Genomic DNA, 19,176 nt, shown 5'->3' on the forward strand with positions numbered 1-19,176 from the left:
GCGCCGGCCACCCCCCCCCCCCGGGGGCCCTCCGTGGTGTAAACTCCGTCCCCCCGCGCCCCCACCTTCATACCCCCCTGGTTCGCCGGGACGGTGGGCGGGGTCGTGGACGCGCACGTCCACCTGTGGGACACGGCGGCCATGCGGATCTCCTGGTTCCGGGACGGCCTCGGCCTGCCCGCCCGGGTCGGGGCCGACGACCTCGCGCGCGCCACCGGGACGTCGCCGGTGCCGGTCCGCGCCGCCGTCGCCGTGCAGGCCGCGGACACCGAGGACGAGGCGCGCTGGCTGGTGCGGCAGGCCGACGCCCACGGCCCGCTGCCCGGGCCGGTCGTGCTGCAGTACGACGCCCGTCCCGGCGACCCCGCCGCGTGGGCCGGGGCGGCGCAGCCGGTGGTCGACGACGACGCCGCGGGGGGAGCCGCCCGGGTCGCGGGCGTCCGGCTCGCCGTCCCGGGCGGCGCCGCGGACCTGTCCGACGTCGCCGGTCTCGACACCCTGTGCGAGGGCCTGGCCGCGACGGGCCGGGTGCTCGAGACGCTCGTGCGGCCCGCGCAGCTCCCTGCGGTCGCGGCCCTCGCGGCCCGCCACCCCGCGCTCGACGTCGTCGTCTGTCATCTGGGGCTCGGCGCCGGGGCGCCCGACGGCGCCTGGCACGACGGGCTCGCCGCCCTCGCCGCGCACCCGCGCGCGCACGCCAAGCTGTCCGGTCTCCTCACGACGGCGCCCGACGACGACGCCCGCCTCGCCGTGGCCGTCGGCGCCGCCGTCGCACTGCTGGGCCCGGAACGGCTGCTGTTCGGCAGCGACTGGCCGATGTCAGCGCGCGTCGCCCTCTACGACGAGGTCGTGCACCGCACCGCCCGCGCCCTCCCGCCCCTCTCCGGGGCCGGCGAGGACGCCCTCTGGTCCGGGACGGCCCGCCGCCTCTACGGCGTCGTCGCCTGACCGCCCGGACGACGCCGCCGCACCCTCCGGTCGGGGACGCACGGCGACGATGGCGACGTCGTCCTCGACCGTCTCGGACAGCATCCCCGTCAGCGCGGCGGCCAGCAGGTCGTCGAGCTCGGCCGCGTGCGTGCCCTCCAGCACGCGGGCGAGCCGCGCCACCCGCAGCCGCAGCGAGTCGCCGCGGTTCTCGACGAGGCCGTCGGTGTACAGCACCAGCGTGTCGCCCGGCTGGACCTCGACGACGTGGTCCCGACGGGCCGTGGTCGGCATCACGCCGAGCACGAGGTCGTTGCGGACCCAGAGCACCTCGCTCGTCCCGTCGGCGCGGACCAGGACCGGGGGCAGGTGACCGGCGCTGGACCATCGCACCGTGCGCGCCCCGCGGCGCTGCTGGTCCTCCGTCTGCTCGACCCGGGCGACCAGCACCGTCGCCGTGCCCGCCCCCTCGACGAGCAGCCCGTCGACGGCCGCGTCCACCCGCTCGAGGACCCGCGCCGGGGTCTCGCTGCTGTTGTCGTAGGCGATGGCCCGCACGAGGGCGCGCAGCTGCCCCATCGCCACCGCGGCCCCGAGGTCGTGGCCGACGACGTCGCCGATGACGAGCGTGGTCGCGCCGTCGCGCGTCGCGAAGGCGTCGTACCAGTCCCCGCCGATGTCCCGCTCCAGGGCCGCCGGCTGGTAGTGCACCACCACCTGGAGGTCGTCGAGCTGCGGCGGGTCGGTGAGCACGGCCCGCTGCAGGGCGAGGGAGACCTCGGTGGCCCGTACCCGCTCCTCCTCGGAGCGCCGGGCACGACGGCGGAGGTCGTCGTCCGCGGCCCGGCGCCGGACGACGTCGCGCAGGGTCGCCGCGATCGTCGTGGCCAGGACGGCCAGGAAGCGTGCGTAGTCGGCGTCCCAGGGCCGCGTCGACGTGGGGTGCAGCACCAGCACGGCGAGGATGCCCCTGCCGACCCCGGAGCGCACCGGCTTCACCACCGCGCCCTCGGACGTCAGCCGCTGGCCCGAGCCGAGAGCGCGGGCGACGAGGTCGCGCTCGCCTGCGACCGCGGCCCCACCAGCCTCCAGGACGAGGTCCAGGCCGGACGCGTCGTAGACCGCCGCGCGTGACACGTCGGCGCTGCGAGCCAGGAGGTCGAGCACGGGACGCAGGAACGTGGGCAGGTCGTCGAACGTCGTCGGGAGCGCGGCGTGCACCTCCCCCAGCGTGCCGAGCCGGCGCTGGATCACGACCTCCTGCGTGGTCTCCGTCGCGATGTCGAGGACGCCGGCGATCCGACCCTCGTCGTCCAGCAGGGGGCTGTAGGAGAAGGTGAAGTAGGTCTCCTCGTCGAACCCCGACCGGTTCATGTGCAGGGACAGGTCCCGGCTCCACGTCGGCTCCCCGGTGGCGAGGACGCGCTCGAACAGCGGGCCGACGTCGTCCCAGATCTCCGCCCAGACCGCCGCGGCCGGCGCTCCCAGCGCGCCCGGGTGCTTGTCCGTGCCGAGCATGTCGCGGTAGCCGTCGTTGTAGATCAGGGTGAGGTCCGGGCCCCACACCAGCATCACGGGGAAGCGCGTCGAGAAGCACAGCCGGACGGCATGCCGCAGCGCGACCGGCCACCCGCTCGGCGGGCCCAGCGGGGTGTCCTCCCACGCGACCGCCCGGGCTTCCCGGCCGACCGCGCTGCCCGCCGTCGCCGCCTCGAACCATCCCGACTCCACGGCCGAATCGTAGCGAGGCGCGGGGCCCCGGCCCGGTATCTGCGCGGACGTTTTTCGGCGTCGCCCGGCCGTTCTTGCGCCGACCAGGCCGAACGCACCCGGGGGCGGACGCGGACGTGACCAGGGCCTCGCTACGCTCGTGCCGTTCTCGTCGGCGGCGCGCGTTGCGGCGACGTCCCGACGACGTCCCGACGCTGTGGAGGAACGATGTTCGCGAGGTCCCTCGGGGACGACGGCGCCGAGCTGCGCCCGCTGGAGCCGTGGCACGCGGAGGAGCTGCTGGCGAGCATCGACCGCGGCCGGGAGTTCATCGGGCAGTTCGTCGGCCTGCCCGACCGGATCACCGACCTTGAGAGCAGCCGCTCGTTCCTCGCCGCGTACGCGCAGAAGGCGGCCACGGACACCGGACGGCTCTACGGGATCTGGTGGGACGGGAGGCTCGTGGGCGGGGTCCTGTTCCGCACGTTCGACGTGGCGCAGGGCACGGCCGAGGCGGGCTGCTGGCTGGAGCCGGCGGCGGCGGGGCGCGGCCTGGTGACGCGAGCGTCGCGGCTGATCATCGACTGGGCGATCCGGGAGCGCGGCATCCACCGCGTCGAGTGGTGGGCGGCGTCGGGCAACGCGCCGAGCATCGCCGTCGCCCGCCGGCTGGGGATGCAGCGCGACGGCGTGCTGCGCGAGCACCACGAGTATCGCGGCGTGCGGCAGGACATCGAGGTGTGGTCCGTCCTGGGCCCGGAGTGGGAGGCGCTCGGGTCGCGCCCGTCCTGATCGAGCGATCTAGATTGACGCCGTTGACGACGCGCCTTAGCCTGGGTTGACGGCGTTGACAGTGGAGGGACGTGCGATGTCGACACAGTTCAAGCAGGAGCTCACCGAGGAGGTGGCTCGCCAGATCGCGCAGCTGCCGGACGACGTCGAGCCCCGCACGGACGACGTCGTCGAGATCGCTCGCGCCATGGTCGGGGCGTTGCCCAGGCGGACCACCTACGACGCGCTCGTGGGCCCCTTCTACGACATCGCGGGCGTGCGGCGGTTGTTCGGGGACGTGACGCGTCAGGCTGTCGACCAGCGCCGGAGGCGAAACGGGCTGCTGCGCGTGATCACGCGGGACCATCACAGCCTGTTCCCGGTGTTCCAGTTCGACCGGGGTCGGGTACGGCCCGAGGTCCTCGACCTGCTGGGGCCGCTGGGCGCGATCGATGACCAGGACGGGTGGATCCGCGCCACCTGGTTCGCGACGCCGGCGGCCGCCCTCGACGGCCAGACGCCGCGACAGGTGGTCACCGATCCCGCAGCGTGGGAACGCTATGGCAGCGCCGCGGTCGACCTGGCCGTAGAGACCGCCGACCGCTGGTCAGCCGCCGCATGACGCAGCGGCGCGACGAGACGCAGCAAGGTCCACCCCGCCAAGGAGTGGACCTTGCTGCGTTCCCTCACAAGAGGATCCAGGCTGGCCGTCTGTGGTACCGCCAGCACCACCTGCCGCCGTGGTACTTCAGCTCGAACCGCAAGGGCCGGTTCGACCTCGACCCTCCCCGCGGCACCTGCTACCTCGCCTCGCGCCCCGAGGCCGCCGCACGCGAGTTCATCGGTGCCGACGTCGCAGACGCCGGGTTCGTCGCGGCGGCCCTCCTGCGCGACCGGTACGTCTCGGCACTCACCCTCCCGCGGGACATGCGCCTCGCGCACACCCAGCACCAGGACGCCATCTCCCACGGCGTCATCAGCAACGAGCTGTGCCACATGACGCCCTACGACGTGCCCCAAGCGTGGGCACGAGCCTTCGACGCGGCCGGGTTCGACGGGATCTGGCACACGCTCCGGTTCAGCACGACCGTTCCGCGCGGCATGGCCCTGTTCGGGACGGCGGGCGGAGCTGACTGGCCCGTCGACCCGCACCCGACCCCTCTACGAACCGTCGTCGACTCCATGCGGATCTCGGTGCTGGACACGCCTTCGCTCGCGGAGACGACCGTCGTCCAGCCTGACTAGGGCTACGACAGTCAGGCACGGTTCCATCGGATGTCGTGACGCGAGGAAGGATGGCCATGCGACGAGACACTCGGGCAGGAGTTCGGCCCGCGGCCAGCGCCGCGGACCGAACCCTGGTGCCTGTCAGGGGCAGGAGACCAGCAGGCTGGTGAGGACGCTGCAGTTCGCCGACGCCGTGTCGTTCGTCGCGTCCGGGTCTGTCGGTGCAGACGTGGTCCGGGTCGCCGTTGCGGGCAGCTGGCCGATCGACAACAGGCCCAGGTTGGCGTTGAAGGAACCGGCGAACTCGTCACCGTGAGCGATCGCGCCGGTCGTGCACGTCACGTCGTCGGTGGATGCGGCGTAGGTGCACCCTGCCGGTAGGCCCGAGACTGACGTGACCTGGACGGGCAGGTCCACCACGATGGTCGCCGAGTCCACGTCGTACCTGGCAAGCCTTGGAGGGAAAGCAGCCTGCAGCAACCGGGCAACGGCGAGCACGCACACGACCAGCTGTGCAAAGCACCCGGTCAGCCGAGGAGTTGAGCACCGCCCGTTGCCAGAACTTCACCCGCGGGGGGTGGTGAAGAGGTCGCGGACATAGCGACGACGCGCGGACCCCGCACCCGGAGGTGCGAGGCCCGCGCGGTCAGCGTCCGGTCACTCGACGTGCGTCGCGTCGGCGTCCCCGTGGCGCCGGCGTCCGGCCAGGACGAGCCCGGTGCCGGTGAGCACGATCAGCGCGCTCGCGGCGAGCAGGGCCGGGTCGCTGCCGGTCTGCGCCAACCGCTCCGGCGCGGTGACGGCGACCTGCGCCGTCTGTCGCGCGTCCGACGACGGGCCGAGGTTGGTCGGGTCCGCCGAGTCCGCCGCCGCGACGACGGTGCCCTCGTGGCTGACGTACACCGGCGCGCTCGGGGCGGGGGTCCGGCCCGAGGTGCCGCCCTCGTCCGTGCGGTGGGCAGGGTTCGTCGGGTCAGCCGGGTCGACGGGGCCAGCCGGGTCGGCGGGGCCAGCCGGGTCCGCCGGGTCAGCCGGGTCGGCGGGGTCCGTGGGGTCCGTGGGGTCCGTGGGGTCCGTCGGGTCCGTGGGGTCCGTGGGGTCCGTCGGGTCCGTCGGGTCCGTCGGGTCCGTCGGGTCCGTCGGGTCCGTCGGGTCCGTCGGGTCGGTCGGGTCGGTCGGGTCGGTCGGGTCCTCAGGCTCGTCCGCCAGCGTCACACCGACCCAGTCCCAGGCGGTCGAGGGACGGTCGAGCTCGCCCAGGCCGATGAACCAGTGCTGGAACTGGGACGGCGTCCACTGCCCCGTCTCGGGGTCGGTCGTCCCCTCACCGTGGTTGTTGTGGTCCCAGCCGGTGTAGAAGTGCGGGCTGCCCTGCTCGGTGCCCTCGGCGGAGCCCCAGAGCTGGAACGTCGGGAGGTCGGCGACCTTCGTCCCGGCGGGGACGCGGACGAACACCTTCTGTCCCGGGGTGACGCTGTCGACGACGCGGCCCTGCGCGTCCACGAGCACGACGCCGTCAGGCACCGGGGCGCCGTCCGCCGTGCGGAGCTCGACGTGGACGTCGCCGGTCCCGCCGACCAGCGAGGCCGTGAAGCCGTAGTCGGTCGTCCCGTCGGCGTGACGCACGTAGCCGTTGCTGGTGAAGCCGGGCTGCGGCATGACCACGTTCGTCGTCAGACCCTGCTCGATCAGCCAGGCCGCGGTCTTCAGCGTCGCCCGCCGGTCGCTGTTGTAGCCCTCGTCCCAGTTGCGCGTCCAGTCCTCGTCCGACGCCTCGAACTGCTGCAGCGCCTTCTCGGAGACGGTGACGTGGTTGTTCGCGTCGACGTCGAACAGCAGGCCCATCACCTCGTGGCCGGTGGAGAAGTACCAGACGGCGAACTGGGTGGCCTCGTACGCCGTGTAGTCCAGGAGGCGCTCGCGCTCGCTGTCCACCTGCTGCTGCCACCACTCGCGCACCTGCTCCTGCGTGTACTGGCCGGCGTCGATGGACGACTGGTACCAGCCGAGGTACGTCTCCCAGCTCGTGCCGGGCTTGAGGGTCACGCCGGCGCGTTCCAACAGCCGCTGCGCGTCGGCCGCCCGCGCGGTCAGGTCGTTGCCGCCCTTGTACCCGTTGACGAGCACGGTCTGCTGGGCGGACGTGTTCTCCCAGTGGATGCCGTCCGCGTCGGGCGTGACGCTCTCGTCGCCCGACCAGGCGTGGTACCACGAGCCGGCGATGTCCCGGTCGTAGACCATGTGGACGGTGCCGTCGTCGTCCACCAGCGTGTGGTGGAGGATGTGCAGCTGCGGCTGCCCGCCCCAGCCGCTCCAGTCCTTGCCCGAGCCGCCCTCGGCGGGCTCCAGGAAGTACCAGTAGTCGCAGGAGAAGCCGTCCTGACCGCCGTCGTGCCAGTGCGGCTCGTACGCGGAGTCGGGGTAGGCGGCGGAGGTGGCCGCGAGGAACGACGCCGCAGGGGCGGCGCCCCGGGCGGTTGTCGCGGGTGCGCCTGCCGGCGCGGTGTCCTCGGCAGCGGCGTCCTCAGCAGCGGTGTCCTTGGCCGTCGTCGCCGACGGCGCCTCGTCGGAGGTCCGTGCCTCCTCCTGTGCGGGCTCGCCGTCCTCAGAGGTTCCGGCGGCCTCGTCGGCCGTGTCGTCGGCCGTCTCGTCGGCTGCGCCGGAGCCGCTCTCCGCGGCCGGCTCCGCGTCGGTCGACTCGTCGGTCGCCGCGTCGGTCGTCTGGTCGGGCGCCGGGGCGACGACGGGGTCGGCAGGCTCGGCAGGCTCAGCCGGCTCGGCAGGCTCGGCCGGTTCGGCGGCGACCGTCTCGGACGAGGCCGAGGTGCTCGGAGACGTCGTCGCACCGGAGGACGACGAGGTCTCCGCGTCGCCGGACCCGTCGCCGTCGCGGCCCTCCTCGGCGGGCGCCGGATCGGTCGCGGGAGCGGAGGACTCCGGCTGCGGAGGGGCCGTGGTGTCCCCCTCCCCGGCGAAGGCCGCCAGCGGCGCGCCCAGCGCGAGGGCGGCGGAGACGGCAGAGACGGTGGCGGTGCGACGGACCTTCATGATCATCCCTCGATGTGGTGGGGCTTTCTGATGCCTCCACCGTCCCGCCGGAGGCCCCACCCGCGGCACGCCCGAACGATGGCCTCCCCTACCTCCGAACGTCGGTATCTGTGCGCGCCGGTGCGGTCGCCGTCTCGCGCAGGCTGGCTACGCTGAGGCCGTGGACCCCGCCCGGACGCGGATCGACGTGCTCGTCGCCTCGGTCTGCGCCGTGGGCGGCCTCCTCCTGGTGCTGTTCCGGGCCGGCTCGGGCTTCGGCTGGGCCCCCACGTGGGCCGAGACGGCGGCCCAGCTCGGGGCCGCCGCGCTGCTCCTCGCCCGGTCCCGGCACCCTCTGCTCGTCCTGGCGGGATGCGTCCTCGCCGGCCTCGTCACGCCGGTCGTCGCCGTCCTCGGCGCCGCGCACGCCACGGGCCTGTTCGTGGCGTCGTCGCGCACGAGCATCGGGGCGATCCTCGCCACGGTGACCTTCACGTGGCCCACCTGGCTGCTCACATCGGAACCGACGGGGCCGAGCCTCCTGTGGGCGGGGATCCTCATCATCCTGTTCGCGTACGCCGCGGGCCGCCTCCAGCGCATCCAGCAGGAGGCGGACACGGAGGCCTCCGTCCGGGCGGAGGCGCAGGCGCGCGCGGCCGAGCGGGCTGCGCTCGGCCGGGACCTGCACGACGTCGTGTCCCACCGGATGAGCTACGCGGTCGTCGAGGCCGAGGTGCTCGGGACGGCCACGCCCGACGACGAGGTCCGGCGCGCCGCGCGTGAGATCGCCACCAGCTGTCGTGCCGCCCTCGCCGAGATGCGCACCGTGCTCCGGGCCCTGGACGTCGACGGCGGCACCACCGCCGGAGGGACCGGCGCGGGCGACACCGCCGCCGAGCTGGAGGCGCGGGTCGACGAGGCGCGACGGGCCGGGCAGCCCGTCGAGGTGGTCGGCGCCGTCGCCGCGCACACACCACCTGACGTCGTCGATCGCACGGCGGTGCGGGTGGTCGACGAAGGGCTCACCAACGTGCTGCGGCACGCGCCGGGCGCACCCACGACGATCCGGCTCGCCGACGCGGACGGCGAGCTGCGCGTGTCCGTGGAGAACGGGCCGCCGACCGCCCCGCCGACCCGCCTCCCCGCCGGCGGCTTCGGGCTGGCAGGGCTGCGGGAGCGGGTGGCGCTGCTCGGCGGCACCGTGGACGCCGCTCCCCTGGCCACCGGCGGCTTCCGCCTCAGCGCCGTGCTGCCAAGGAGGACCGCATGATCCGAGTGGTGGTGGCCGACGACGAGGCGCTGCTGCGCGCCGGCATCGTCCGGCTCGTCGAGTCCGCCGCGGACCTCGAGGTCGTCGGCGAGGCCGCCGACGGGGCGGAGGCGGTGCGTCTCGTGCGGGCGGAGCGTCCCGACGCGCTTCTCCTCGACATGCGGATGCCCGTCATGGACGGCCTCGACGCGACCCTCACCGTCCGCCGTGAGCACCCGGAGACCGCCGTGGTCGTGCTCACGAGCTTCCTCACCGACGACTACGTGCTCCCCGCGCTGCGGGCCGGCGCGACCGGCTACCTGCTCAAGGACTCCACCCCCGACGAGCTGCACCAGGGCATCCGGGCCGCCGTGGCCGGTGACGCGATCCTCTCGCCGGCGGTGACGCGGCACCTGCTGGCCGCCGCCGGCGACGACACCTCCGGGCGGCGGGCCGAGGCGCGCCGCCGTCTGGACCGTCTCGCCCCCAAGGAGCGGGACGTGGTCGAGGCGCTCGCCGACGGGCTCTCCAACGCCGGGATCGCCGCGCGGCTCTACCTCGCGGAGTCGACCGTCAAGGCCTACCTCGCGAGCGCGATGAGCAAGCTGGGGACGACGAACCGTACCCAGACCGCGATCCTCGCCCACGAGGCCGCGCACCCGTAGCCCGCGAGGAGCCGGCCGCCCGCGAGGGCGTCAGCCAGCGCTGCCTCCGGTGTCGTCGGGCCCGTCGGGGCCTTCGTCGTCGAGCAGCGTCCCCGCCGCGTGCGCCTCGAAGAGCGTGGACGCCGCGTCGCCGTCGCCCGCGTCGAGGACGTCCAGGAGGCTGCGGTGCCAGTCGGCCACCTGGTGCCAGTCGCCCGTGAACTCCGGGTCGCCCAGCAGGTGCATCGACCGCAGGCTGGGCTCGATGATGTCCCACATGCGCGGCAGGTAGCCGTTGCCGCTGGCCTCGATGACCGCGCGGTGGAAGGTGAAGTCGAGCTCGCGGAACGCGGGGAGGTCGTGCGCGTCGACGGCGCCGTGCATCTCGTCGATGACCTTCTCCAGGCTGGAGCGGGTCTCGGGCGCGAGCTGCCCGCAGGCGAGCCGGCCGGCGAGCGCCTCGAGCGCGACGCGTGCCTGCTTGGCCTGGTGGGCCTCCTCCTCCGAGTACTGCGCGACGAAGTTGCCCTGGTGCCGCACGTGCGTCACGAGCCCCTCGTGCGAGAGCCGCTTGAGGGCGTCGCGCACCGGCGCCTGACTGACCTGGAGGCGGCGGGCGAGCTGGGACTCGACGAGCTGCTCCCCCGGCGCGAGCTGCGACGTCTTGATCATCGACTTCACGAGGTCGTAGATCTGGTCCGACAGGAGCCCCCGCTCCAGGCCCCCGATCGAGCTGAGCGCGTCCGTCATCCCTGCAGCCTAGCCTCGTTATCGACAATCGTTTGTGCGTCCTCGCCGTGGAAGGCGGCCAGCCACGCGTCCGCGATGATGCGCGACGCCGACGGCGTCGGGTGGACGCCGTCGGGCGCCAGGGTGGCCGCACCCGCGCTCTCGGCCGCCCGCGTGAGCAGGGAGTGCAGCGGCACGAGGGCCGCCCCCGTCTCGGCGGCCAGCCGTGCCACGACGTCCCGCTTGCCCGCCAGGTCCTCCAGCCAGCCTCGCTGCTCGTCGCGCACCGGCAGCAGGAACGGCTCGACCAGCACGAGCCGCGGGCCGCCCGCGTCGGGCGCCGCGACCCGGACGAGGAGTCGGCGATACGTGGCCTCGAAGGCCTCGGCGCCCGTCGCGTCGCCGGCGTCGAACCGGCGCCAGGTGTCGTTGACCCCGACATACACGGTGAGGACGTCCGGGGCCGACGGCGCGACGTCGCGCTCCCACCGGGCCTCCAGGTCGACGGCGCGGTCGCCACCGACGCCGACGTTGACCACCTCGGCGTCCGGCAGGGCGCGGGCGACGAGGCTCACGTAGCCGTCGCCGAGCGACGTGACGTCGCCGCGGTCGCGGCCCGCGTCGGTGATGGAGTCCCCGACGAAGACGAGTCGTCCGGGGGTGGCGCTGCGGGTCATGAGCTCTCCTTCGAGTGGCGTGCGGGTCCGACCGTAGCGGGTCGGGGCCGTCAGCACCTCATTGTCAGCGATTATCGATTAATGTAACCTGCCGATGCTTGACGATCCGGGCGCGGCGCACCCGCGTCGCCCCGACTACCCGTGACCCCACGAGAGGTCGGAGCACTCGCAATGAAGCGACCCCTGTCAGCACTGCTGCTGACGTCCCTGCTCGTCGCAGGGACCCAGACCGCCGCGCACGCGGATCCCCCCGACGCCGCACCACAGGCCAAGACCGGCACCACCCTGTACGTCTCCCCCTCCGGCGACGACGACGCGAAGGGGACGCAGCAGCGGCCCCTCGCCACCCTCGAAGGCGCCCGCGACGCGGTCCGCGCGCTGTCGAAGGGGCAGCGGAAGAAGGGCGTCACCGTCTACCTGCGCGAGGGCACGTACGAGCGCTCGTCGTCGTTCCGCCTCGGCCCGGAGGACTCCGGCACCCCCGACGCCCCCGTCACCTACGCCTCCTACCCCGGCGAGACCGCGACGCTGACGGGCGGCAAGGAGCTGCCCTACGACGGCTTCGCCCCCGTCACCGACCAGGGCGTGCTCGACCGGATCGTCGAGACGTCCGCCCGCGACGACGTCCTCCAGATCGACCTGGGCGCGCTCGGCATCGACGACTACGGCCAGCTCAGCCGGCACGGCTACTGGAAGGCCAACGACGTCAGCACGACGCCGCCCATGGAGCTGTACGTGGACGGCGAGGACATGACCCTCGCGCGCTGGCCCAACGCCGGCGCCGCGAAGGACACCGTCCAGATGAACAAGATCGTCGACGCCGGCCCCACCAAGGACGACGCCGACCTGCAGGAGCGCGGCGGCACCTTCAGCTACTCCTACAACCGGCCCCAGTACTGGACGCAGGCCAAGGACATCTGGCTCGACGGCATCTTCGGCCAGAGCTGGGAGTGGTCGTACAACAAGATCGCCGCCATCGACACCGACGCGCGCACCATCACGCTGCGGTACGGCGAGATGTCCGGCCTCATGAAGACCTGGTACCCGGACTTCCACTTCGCGCAGAACCTGCTCGAGGAGCTCGACGCCCCGGGCGAGTACTACATCGACCGCGACGCCGGCGTGCTCTACCTCGTGCCGAACGCGTCGTTCCTGGCGCAGCGCGGCGCCCCCGTCGTCACGACGCTCGACGAGCCGATGATCCGCACGGACGGGGCGTCGTACGTGACGTTCGACGACCTGGTGCTCGAGTACGGGCGCGCCACCGCTGCCGTCATCCTCGGCGGGAGCCACGTGACGATCTCGCACAGCGACGTCCAGAACTTCACGGACGGCGGCGTGCTCATCAACTCCCCCGGCCGGTACACGTACGACGGCATCCCGGTGAACCGGGGCGGCACGGACCACGCCGTGGTCTCCAGCGACATCCGCCACGTCGGCGGGGTCGGCGTCGTGCTCCAGGGCGGCGACAAGACGACCCTCGCGCCCGGCCGCAACCGCGTCGAGGACTCCCACATCCACGACTTCGCGTACTACCACAAGGCGTACAACCCGGGCGTGATGTTCGACGGCGTCGGGAACGTCGCGCGGGGGAACGAGATCAACGACGCCCCGCACCCCGGCGTCATCGTGCACGGCAACGACCACCTGTTCGAGCAGAACGAGGTCTACGACGTCTGCAAGACGTTCCAGGACCTCGGCGCCGTCTACATGAACTCCGGCGAGACGCCCCAGCAGCGCGGTCACGTGTTCCGGCAGAACTACTTCCACGACATCGGCGTCGGCAAGGACGGCATCGAGGGCATCTACGCCGACAACTTCACGTGGGACCTGGAGATCAGCCAGAACGTCTTCGTGAACCTGGGCAACGACGCCATCAAGTCGGGCTCCGCCGACTACATCGACGCCACGAACAACGTGTTCGTCGACACGAAGGTGCCGTACGACAACTACACGCAGTGGATGGGCGACGGCGAGGGCAACACCGTCGACCGCGTGTACATGCCGAAGTGGCAGAAGGTGTTCGCCGACAACAAGGACTTCGTCGGCACGCCCTACCTGGAGAAGTACCCCGAGCTGGGGCACTTCTTCGAGGACGACCACTACTTCCCGAACCACTCCACGTTCGCGAAGAACGTCGTGTGGAACCCGAACCGCAAGCGCAACCCCGACGTCAACGCCGAGGGCGCGCTGGACACGAAGAACCTGCTCAACTACGGCGACAACTGGGTCACGGACACCGACCCGGGCTTCGTCGACGCGGCGAACGGCGACTGGACGCTCCGTGCGGACGCCGCCGTCTTCGACCAGGTCCCCGGCTTCCAGGCGATCCCGTTCGCCGAGATCGGCACGGACGGCCACGTGGGCCAGTCGCAGACGCCGGACAGCGTGGCCCTCGAGTCCCTGGTGCTGCCGGCGGACCAGCTGGCGGTGACGCTCGGCGACGAGGTGTCGGTGGCCGCGCAGGCGGTGCCGTGGAACGCGACGCAGCAGGCGGTCACCTACACCTCCAGCGACCCGGAGGTCGCGACCGTCAGCGCCGCGGGGATCCTCACCGCCGTCGCGCCCGGCGAGGTGACCGTGACCGCGGAGGCGAAGGCCGACGCGGGCGTCCGGGACGAGATGACCGTGACGGTGGCCGCCGGCGACGGCGTGCTGCACTCCACGGACTTCGAGACGGGCGGCAACGGCTGGGCCACCGACCCGAACCGCGCGATCGTCGACGACGGCACGGGCGACCACGTCTACCGGATCAAGAACGGCGCCAACTCCCAGCTCGACCGCTCCTTCACGGAGTACGCGCTCGACTTCACGGTGACGACGCCCGCCGAGGTGCCCGAGGGCGGCCAGATGCTCGTCTACGACCGCACGGGCAGCACGCCGGGCGGGTATGTCCGCTACCGCCACGCGGCGGCCGGCTCGACATGGACGATCTTCGACTCCGCCTGGGGCACCGTGAAGGAGGTGACGCTGCCCGCGGGCGAGGGGCTGGAGCCGTCCACCCAGTACGACGTGCGCGTCGTGGTGACGGCCGGCGGCGTGCGGGTGCTGCTCGACGGCGAGCAGGTCGTGGCGGGTGCCAACCCGGCGCCCGACGGCGCCGGCAAGGTCGGCTTCTACGTGCAGGGCTTCGCGTCGCTGGACTTCGACGACGTGCGGTTCTCGCTCGTGGGCGTCGACCCCGACGGGCTCACCCTGGCGCCGGCCGAGGCGACGATCGAGCCGGGCGAGACGCACCCGCTCGCGCCGTCGTTCACCCCCGCGGACGCCACGCGCACCGGGCTGGGGTGGACCTCGAGCGACGAGTCCGTCGCGACCGTCGATGCGAAGGGCGTGGTCCGCGGCGTCGCGGCCGGCACGGCCACGATCACGGCGACGTCGACCGTGGTGCCCGGCCTCGCGGCGTCGTCCTCCGTGACGGTGCGGGCGGCCGACCATCCCGTGACGTCGCTCGGCGACGAGATCCTCGACCCCGCCGCCTGGGCGCCGGGCGAGGGGATGACGGTGGCCGACGGCGCGGCCCACCTGGCGCCGCGCGGCGCGTGGAGCTTCAGGCCGACGCAGTTCGGCGACGAGCTGCTCCGGTTCGACGCCTCCGTCGGTGCCTACAACGGCGGCTGGTTCGGGTTCTCCGTGCGCTCGAAGACGGCCGGCGACCCGGTGTGGACCAACAGCAGCTCGGGCTACCTCGTGGTGATCAAGGAGGACGTCATCGAGATGCAGAGGTGGAGCCCCGCCGTCTTCATGGTCGACACGTTCCCCAACACGGTGATCGAGCCGAACTCGACCCACGAGGTGACGTTCGGCGCCGTGGACGTCGAGGGCGGCGTCCGCGTGGTGCTGCGCGTCGACGGGGAACCGGTGTGGAGCTACCTCGACGACACCGCCGACAACGCCCTGGCCACCGACGGGTACTTCACCGTCTACCGGCAGGGGCCCGCGGGCGAGATGAGCATCTCCCCCGCGAGCTGACCGCCGCTTCGAGAACGGGGCCCGTCCCGTCGTCCGGTCGGACGGCGGGACAGGCCCCGTTCCTGACGGATCAGGCCCGCCAGACGTCCGTCGGCGTGAGCGGCACGAGCGGCGGCACGTCGGGCGCCGAGGTCATCGCGACCCGGCGGCCGTCGGCCGCGGAGTCCAGCAGGCCGGACATGACCTCCATGACGTGCAGCCCCACCTCTCCGCCGGCGCGCGGGGACGACGGCGCGTCGCCCAGGCCGACCGCGCCGACCATCTCCAGGAGCCCGACGCCGCGGCCCGCGCCCTCGAAGCCCGCCTCGGGCGGCAGCACCTCCCACCCGCCGGCGCCGAGCGCACGCAGCTCGACGTCGCCGTCGAACCGGTTGGGGTCCGGCACGACGAGCGACCCCTCCGTCCCGTGCACCTCGATCGGACGCGCGTGCGAGCCGACGGCGTCGAAGCTCACCGTCACCGTCGACAGCGCGCCGCCCACGTGGCCCAGCACGCCGGTGACGTGCGTCGCGACCTCGACCGGCACGCGCTCCCCCGCCCGGGGGCCGGACGCGATCGTGCGCTCGTCCCGCGACCGCGACGCCGCGCCCTGCACCCACGCGACGGGTCCCAGGATCTGCACGAGGCTCGTCAGGTAGTACGGCCCCATGTCCAGCAGCGGCCCGCCGCCGGTCGCGTAGTAGAAGCCCGGGTTCGGGTGCCACGCCTCGTGCCCCGGCGAGACCCAGGTGGCGACCGCCGCCGTCGGCGTGCCGATCCGACCGGCGGCGACGGCCGCCCGCGCGGTCTGCACGCCGGTGCCGAGCACGGTGTCCGGGGCGCAGCCCACCCGGGTGCCCGCCGCGGTCGCCGCGGCCATCACCTCGCGCGAGGACGCCAGGTCCGCGGCCAGCGGCTTCTCCCCGTAGCGGTCGACGCCGGCCGCCGCGCAGGCCCGCGCGACGTGCGCGTGCACCCCCGGCGTGGTGAGGTCCAGGACCACCTGCACGTCGTCGGCGGCGACGAGCGCCTCCAGGTCCGCGGCGACGCGCGCACCGGGCAGCTCGGCCGCCACCGACTCGGCCCGGGAGCGGTCGAGGTCCGTCACGGCGACGACCCGCGCACGGGGGTGGCCGGCGAGCGTGTCCAGGTACTGGCGCGAGATGACGCCCAGGCCCACGATCCCGATGCCTGCGGGCTCTCTCGTCGGTCCTGTCATCGGCTCGCCCACAGCAGCCCCCGCTCGACCATCGTCCGGACGGTCGGGTTCTCGAGGACGTCGACGGAGTGGCCCGGCGTGGCGACGAACACGCGACCCGCGCCCCACCGCCGCGTCCACACCGCCGGCGACGTCACCGGGCGGTGCCACGGGTGCCAGTCCGGCGCAGGATGGGTGGTGGTGGCGAGGACGTCGATGAGGTCGTCGTGCAGCACCCAGTACTGCTCGGTCTCCAGCTCGACGTCGCCCAGGCCCGCGGTGATCGGGTGCTCCCTGCCCAGGTCGGTGAGCTCGATCGTGTGCCGCAGGAAGTTGTCCGACCCGTCCCCCACCCGCAGGTGCGGCTCCTTGCCGGGGTGCGTGGCGAACTGCCCGCCCACGAGCTGCAGGTAGTCGGAGCTGGCGCGGTAGGAGTCGGCGATGCCGCCGTGCCAGCCCGCCAGCCCCGTGCCGGCCTCGACCGCCGCGCGCAGCCCCGCCAGGGCCGGCCCGCTGATCTCGGACATCGTCACGCACTGCAGCACGAGGTCCGTGGCCGCCATCAGCTGCTCGTCGGCGTAGACCTCGTTGTCCGTCTCGACCTGCACCTCGAACCCCTGGGCGCGCAGGAACGGGACGAAGAGGTCCGTCGTCGCCTCCGGCGCGTGCCCGTCCCAGCCGCCGCGGACCACGAGGGCTCGCCTTGTCGCATCCGTCATGTGCTCTCCTTCTCGTCGTCGATGACTGTCGTGAGCGGATCGAGCCTAGCCGTCCGCCACGGCCATTCCTCGGACGTCTTGGGTCGCCGACGTTCCCGGTCCTTGTGGTTTTCTCGGCGCGCACCCTACGGTGAGCATCAGTCATCAGATGTTTCACGTGGATCGCCACGAGATCGCCACGAGGAAGAGGCGCGCATGCCCACCATCACCGACGTCGAGATCACCGACGTCCGCTTCCCGACGTCCCGCACCGCCGACGGCTCGGACGCGATGAACGCGGACGCCGACTACTCCGCGGTGTACGTCGTCCTGCACACCGACGGCACGGACACGGAGGGCGCGCCGCTCGCCGGCCACGGTCTGACGTTCACCATCGGCCGCGGCACCGACGTCGTCGCGCTCGCCGCGCGGCACCAGGCCGACCTGCTGGTCGGGCGCGACGTCGACGACGTCGTCGGTGACATGGGCGCCACGTACCGCACCCTCACCGCCGACAGCCAGCTGCGCTGGCTCGGCCCCGAGAAGGGCGTGGTGCACCTGTCGCTGGCCGCCGTCCTCAACGCCGCGTGGGACCTCGCCGGACGGCGCGCCGGGAAGCCGGTGTGGCGGCTGCTCGCCGACATGACGCCCGAGGAGCTCGTCGACGTCGCCGACCTGCGCTACCTCTCCGACGCGCTCACCCGCGACGAGGCGCTGGAGATCCTGCGGGCCGCCGCACCCGGCAAGGCGGAGCGTGTGGCGCACCTGGAGCGCCGCGGCTACCCCGCTTACACGACGTCGGCCGGCTGGCTCGGGTACGACGACGACAAGCTGCGCCGTCTCACCCAGGAGGCCGTGGACGCCGGTTACCGGCACGTCAAGCTGAAGGTCGGGGCGCGGCTGGAGGACGACGTGCGCCGCCTCGGCATCGCGCGCGAGGTCCTCGGCGCCGACCGCACGCTCATGATCGACGCGAACCAGGTGTGGGACGTGCCGGAGGCGATCACGTGGGTCCGCGCGCTGCAGCGGTTCGACCCGCTGTGGATCGAGGAGCCCACGTCGCCCGACGACGTCCTGGGGCACGCCGCCGTCCGGGAGGCCGTCGCCCCCGTACGCGTCGCGACGGGCGAGCACTGCCACAACCGGGTGATGTTCAAGCAGCTGTTCCAGGCCGGCGCCACCGACTACTGCCAGCTCGACACCGGCCGTCTCGCCAGCCTCAACGAGATCGTGGCGGTGCTGCTGCTCGCCGCGAAGTTCGGCGTCCCGGTGTGCCCGCACGCCGGCGGCGTCGGCCTGTGCGAGATGGTGCAGCACGTGTCCGTGCTCGACTACGTCGCCGTGTCCGGGTCGCTGGAGGGACGGGTCACCGAGTTCGTCGATCACCTGCACGAGCACTTCACCGACCCGTGCGTCGTGTCCGACGCCGGCGAGGGCGTGTCGTACGTGGTGCCGAGCAAGCCGGGCTACTCCACCCAGATGCACCCGGCGTCCGTGGCGGAGTTCCGGTACCCGGACGGCGCGTGCTGGACCTCCTGACCGGCGGCGTGACCTGGGACACGTTGCCAGGAACACGTTGACCTCAACGAGGGTTCAGGTCGTAGCGTGACCAGCAACGACAGCAGCATCGACGAAGGGGACGAGATGTCCGTGTACACCCTGCCCGACCTGCCCTACGACTACAGCGCCCTGGAGCCGCACATCAGCGGCAAGATCATGGAGCTGCACCACGACAAGCACCACGCCACCTACGTCGCCGGTGCCAACACCGCCCTCGACAAGCTCGCCGAGGCCCGCGATTCCGGCGACCTCGCCGCGGTGAACCTGCACGAGAAGAACCTCGCGTTCAACCTCGGCGGCCACACCAACCACACCGTCTTCTGGCACAACCTGTCCCCCGAGGGCGGCGGCGAGCCCACCGGCGAGCTCGCCGAGGCCATCAAGGACACCTTCGGCTCCTTCGCGAAGTTCCAGGCCCAGTTCACCGCCGTCGCGACCGGCATCCAGGGCTCCGGCTGGGCCGTGCTCGGCTGGGACGCCATCGGCCAGCGCCTCGCGATCTTCCAGCTCTTCGACCAGCAGGCCAACGTGCCCGTGGGCATCACCCCGCTGTTCATGCTCGACATGTGGGAGCACGCCTTCTACCTCGACTACCTCAACGTCAAGGCCGACTACGTCAAGGCCGTGTGGAACATCGCGAACTGGCAGGACGTCGCCGCCCGCCTCGACCGCGCCCGCACCCAGACCGCCGGCCTGATCGTCCCCGCCTGACCCTCCGCCCAGACTGGACCGCATCAGACCGCCCGGACCACCCGGGCGCTGTGAGCGGGCGTTTGGCCCTGTCTCGGCCACGAGACAGGGCCAAACC

Annotated in this window: 15 protein-coding genes and 1 pseudogene; 9 read left to right on the top strand and 7 right to left on the bottom strand. The window is 73.0% G+C overall.

Annotation, left to right across the window (positions count from 1 at the left end; translation table 11 throughout):
• Positions 1 to 105 precede the first annotated feature (105 nt).
• Positions 106 to 948, top strand: coding sequence for an amidohydrolase family protein (locus ACWGKI_RS12200; RefSeq protein ID WP_452187263.1), 843 nt, complete (start codon positions 106 to 108; stop codon positions 946 to 948).
• A 48-nt stretch (positions 949 to 996) separates the two neighbouring features.
• On the opposite strand, the pseudogene ACWGKI_RS12205 reads toward ACWGKI_RS12200, so the two are convergent.
• A pseudogene (locus ACWGKI_RS12205) lies at positions 997 to 2,499 on the bottom strand (SpoIIE family protein phosphatase); the annotation flags it as partial.
• Positions 2,500 to 2,865: 366 nt separating this feature from the next.
• On the opposite strand from ACWGKI_RS12205, the gene ACWGKI_RS12210 reads away from it, so the two are divergent.
• The 3 genes from ACWGKI_RS12210 to ACWGKI_RS12220 all read left to right on the top strand — a co-directional run bounded on the left by ACWGKI_RS12210 (position 2,866) and on the right by ACWGKI_RS12220 (position 4,653).
• Positions 2,866 to 3,429: a GNAT family N-acetyltransferase gene (locus ACWGKI_RS12210; protein ID WP_452187265.1), complete on the top strand. Its 564-nt coding sequence runs from the start codon at positions 2,866 to 2,868 to the stop codon at positions 3,427 to 3,429.
• Positions 3,430 to 3,505: 76 nt separating this feature from the next.
• Positions 3,506 to 4,030 (top strand): hypothetical protein, encoded by a 525-nt coding sequence (locus tag ACWGKI_RS12215; protein ID WP_452187267.1) that lies wholly within the window; start codon positions 3,506 to 3,508, stop codon positions 4,028 to 4,030.
• 44 nt (positions 4,031 to 4,074) lie between these two features.
• Positions 4,075 to 4,653, top strand: a complete 579-nt coding sequence (locus tag ACWGKI_RS12220) for an RES domain-containing protein (RefSeq protein ID WP_452187269.1) — start codon at positions 4,075 to 4,077, stop codon at positions 4,651 to 4,653.
• A gap of 123 nt (positions 4,654 to 4,776) precedes the next feature.
• Here the strand turns inward: ACWGKI_RS12220 and ACWGKI_RS12225 are convergent, their stop codons facing one another.
• Together ACWGKI_RS12225 and ACWGKI_RS12230 are read right to left on the bottom strand one after the other, a co-directional pair.
• Positions 4,777 to 5,133, bottom strand: a complete 357-nt coding sequence (locus ACWGKI_RS12225; RefSeq protein ID WP_452187271.1) for a hypothetical protein — start codon at positions 5,131 to 5,133, stop codon at positions 4,777 to 4,779.
• A gap of 159 nt (positions 5,134 to 5,292) precedes the next feature.
• A complete protein-coding gene (locus tag ACWGKI_RS12230) occupies positions 5,293 to 7,683 on the bottom strand; it encodes a hypothetical protein (protein WP_452187273.1) in 2,391 nt (796 codons plus the stop codon).
• Positions 7,684 to 7,843: 160 nt separating this feature from the next.
• Here ACWGKI_RS12230 and ACWGKI_RS12235 point away from each other — a divergent pair, with 160 nt between their 5' ends.
• Positions 7,844 to 8,932: a sensor histidine kinase gene (locus ACWGKI_RS12235; RefSeq protein ID WP_452187274.1), complete on the top strand. Its 1,089-nt coding sequence runs from the start codon at positions 7,844 to 7,846 to the stop codon at positions 8,930 to 8,932.
• Entirely contained in the window at positions 8,929 to 9,576 is a 648-nt protein-coding gene (locus ACWGKI_RS12240) for a response regulator (RefSeq protein ID WP_452187276.1), read from the top strand. The genes ACWGKI_RS12235 and ACWGKI_RS12240 overlap by 4 nt, the downstream gene beginning before the upstream one ends.
• A gap of 30 nt (positions 9,577 to 9,606) precedes the next feature.
• Here the strand turns inward: ACWGKI_RS12240 and ACWGKI_RS12245 are convergent, their stop codons facing one another.
• A complete protein-coding gene (locus tag ACWGKI_RS12245; RefSeq protein ID WP_380243574.1) occupies positions 9,607 to 10,305 on the bottom strand; it encodes a GntR family transcriptional regulator in 699 nt (232 codons plus the stop codon).
• A complete protein-coding gene (locus ACWGKI_RS12250) occupies positions 10,302 to 10,961 on the bottom strand; it encodes an SGNH/GDSL hydrolase family protein (RefSeq protein WP_452187279.1) in 660 nt (219 codons plus the stop codon). The genes ACWGKI_RS12245 and ACWGKI_RS12250 overlap by 4 nt, the downstream gene beginning before the upstream one ends.
• A gap of 171 nt (positions 10,962 to 11,132) precedes the next feature.
• Between ACWGKI_RS12250 and ACWGKI_RS12255 the strand changes: the two genes are divergently transcribed.
• The gene (locus ACWGKI_RS12255; protein ID WP_452187281.1) at positions 11,133 to 14,933 is read left to right on the top strand and encodes an Ig-like domain-containing protein; all 3,801 of its coding nucleotides are present in this window, start codon (positions 11,133 to 11,135) and stop codon (positions 14,931 to 14,933) included.
• A 70-nt stretch (positions 14,934 to 15,003) separates the two neighbouring features.
• On the opposite strand, the gene ACWGKI_RS12260 is transcribed toward ACWGKI_RS12255, so the two are convergent.
• Together ACWGKI_RS12260 and ACWGKI_RS12265 are read right to left on the bottom strand one after the other, a co-directional pair.
• Positions 15,004 to 16,131: a Gfo/Idh/MocA family protein gene (locus ACWGKI_RS12260; RefSeq protein ID WP_452187283.1), complete on the bottom strand. Its 1,128-nt coding sequence runs from the start codon at positions 16,129 to 16,131 to the stop codon at positions 15,004 to 15,006.
• Positions 16,128 to 16,829 (bottom strand): ThuA domain-containing protein, encoded by a 702-nt coding sequence (locus ACWGKI_RS12265; protein WP_452187285.1) that lies wholly within the window; start codon positions 16,827 to 16,829, stop codon positions 16,128 to 16,130. Before ACWGKI_RS12265 ends, ACWGKI_RS12260 begins: the two co-directional genes overlap by 4 nt.
• 195 nt (positions 16,830 to 17,024) lie before the next feature.
• Between ACWGKI_RS12265 and ACWGKI_RS12270 the strand changes: the two genes are divergently transcribed.
• Complete coding sequence (locus ACWGKI_RS12270; RefSeq protein WP_452187286.1) at positions 17,025 to 18,347, top strand: enolase C-terminal domain-like protein; 1,323 nt, start codon at positions 17,025 to 17,027, stop codon at positions 18,345 to 18,347.
• Between the two features lie 105 nt (positions 18,348 to 18,452).
• Positions 18,453 to 19,079: a superoxide dismutase gene (locus ACWGKI_RS12275; protein ID WP_452187290.1), complete on the top strand. Its 627-nt coding sequence runs from the start codon at positions 18,453 to 18,455 to the stop codon at positions 19,077 to 19,079.
• Positions 19,080 to 19,176: the final 97 nt, after the last annotated feature.

This window comes from Isoptericola sp. NPDC055881, assembly GCF_053615895.1.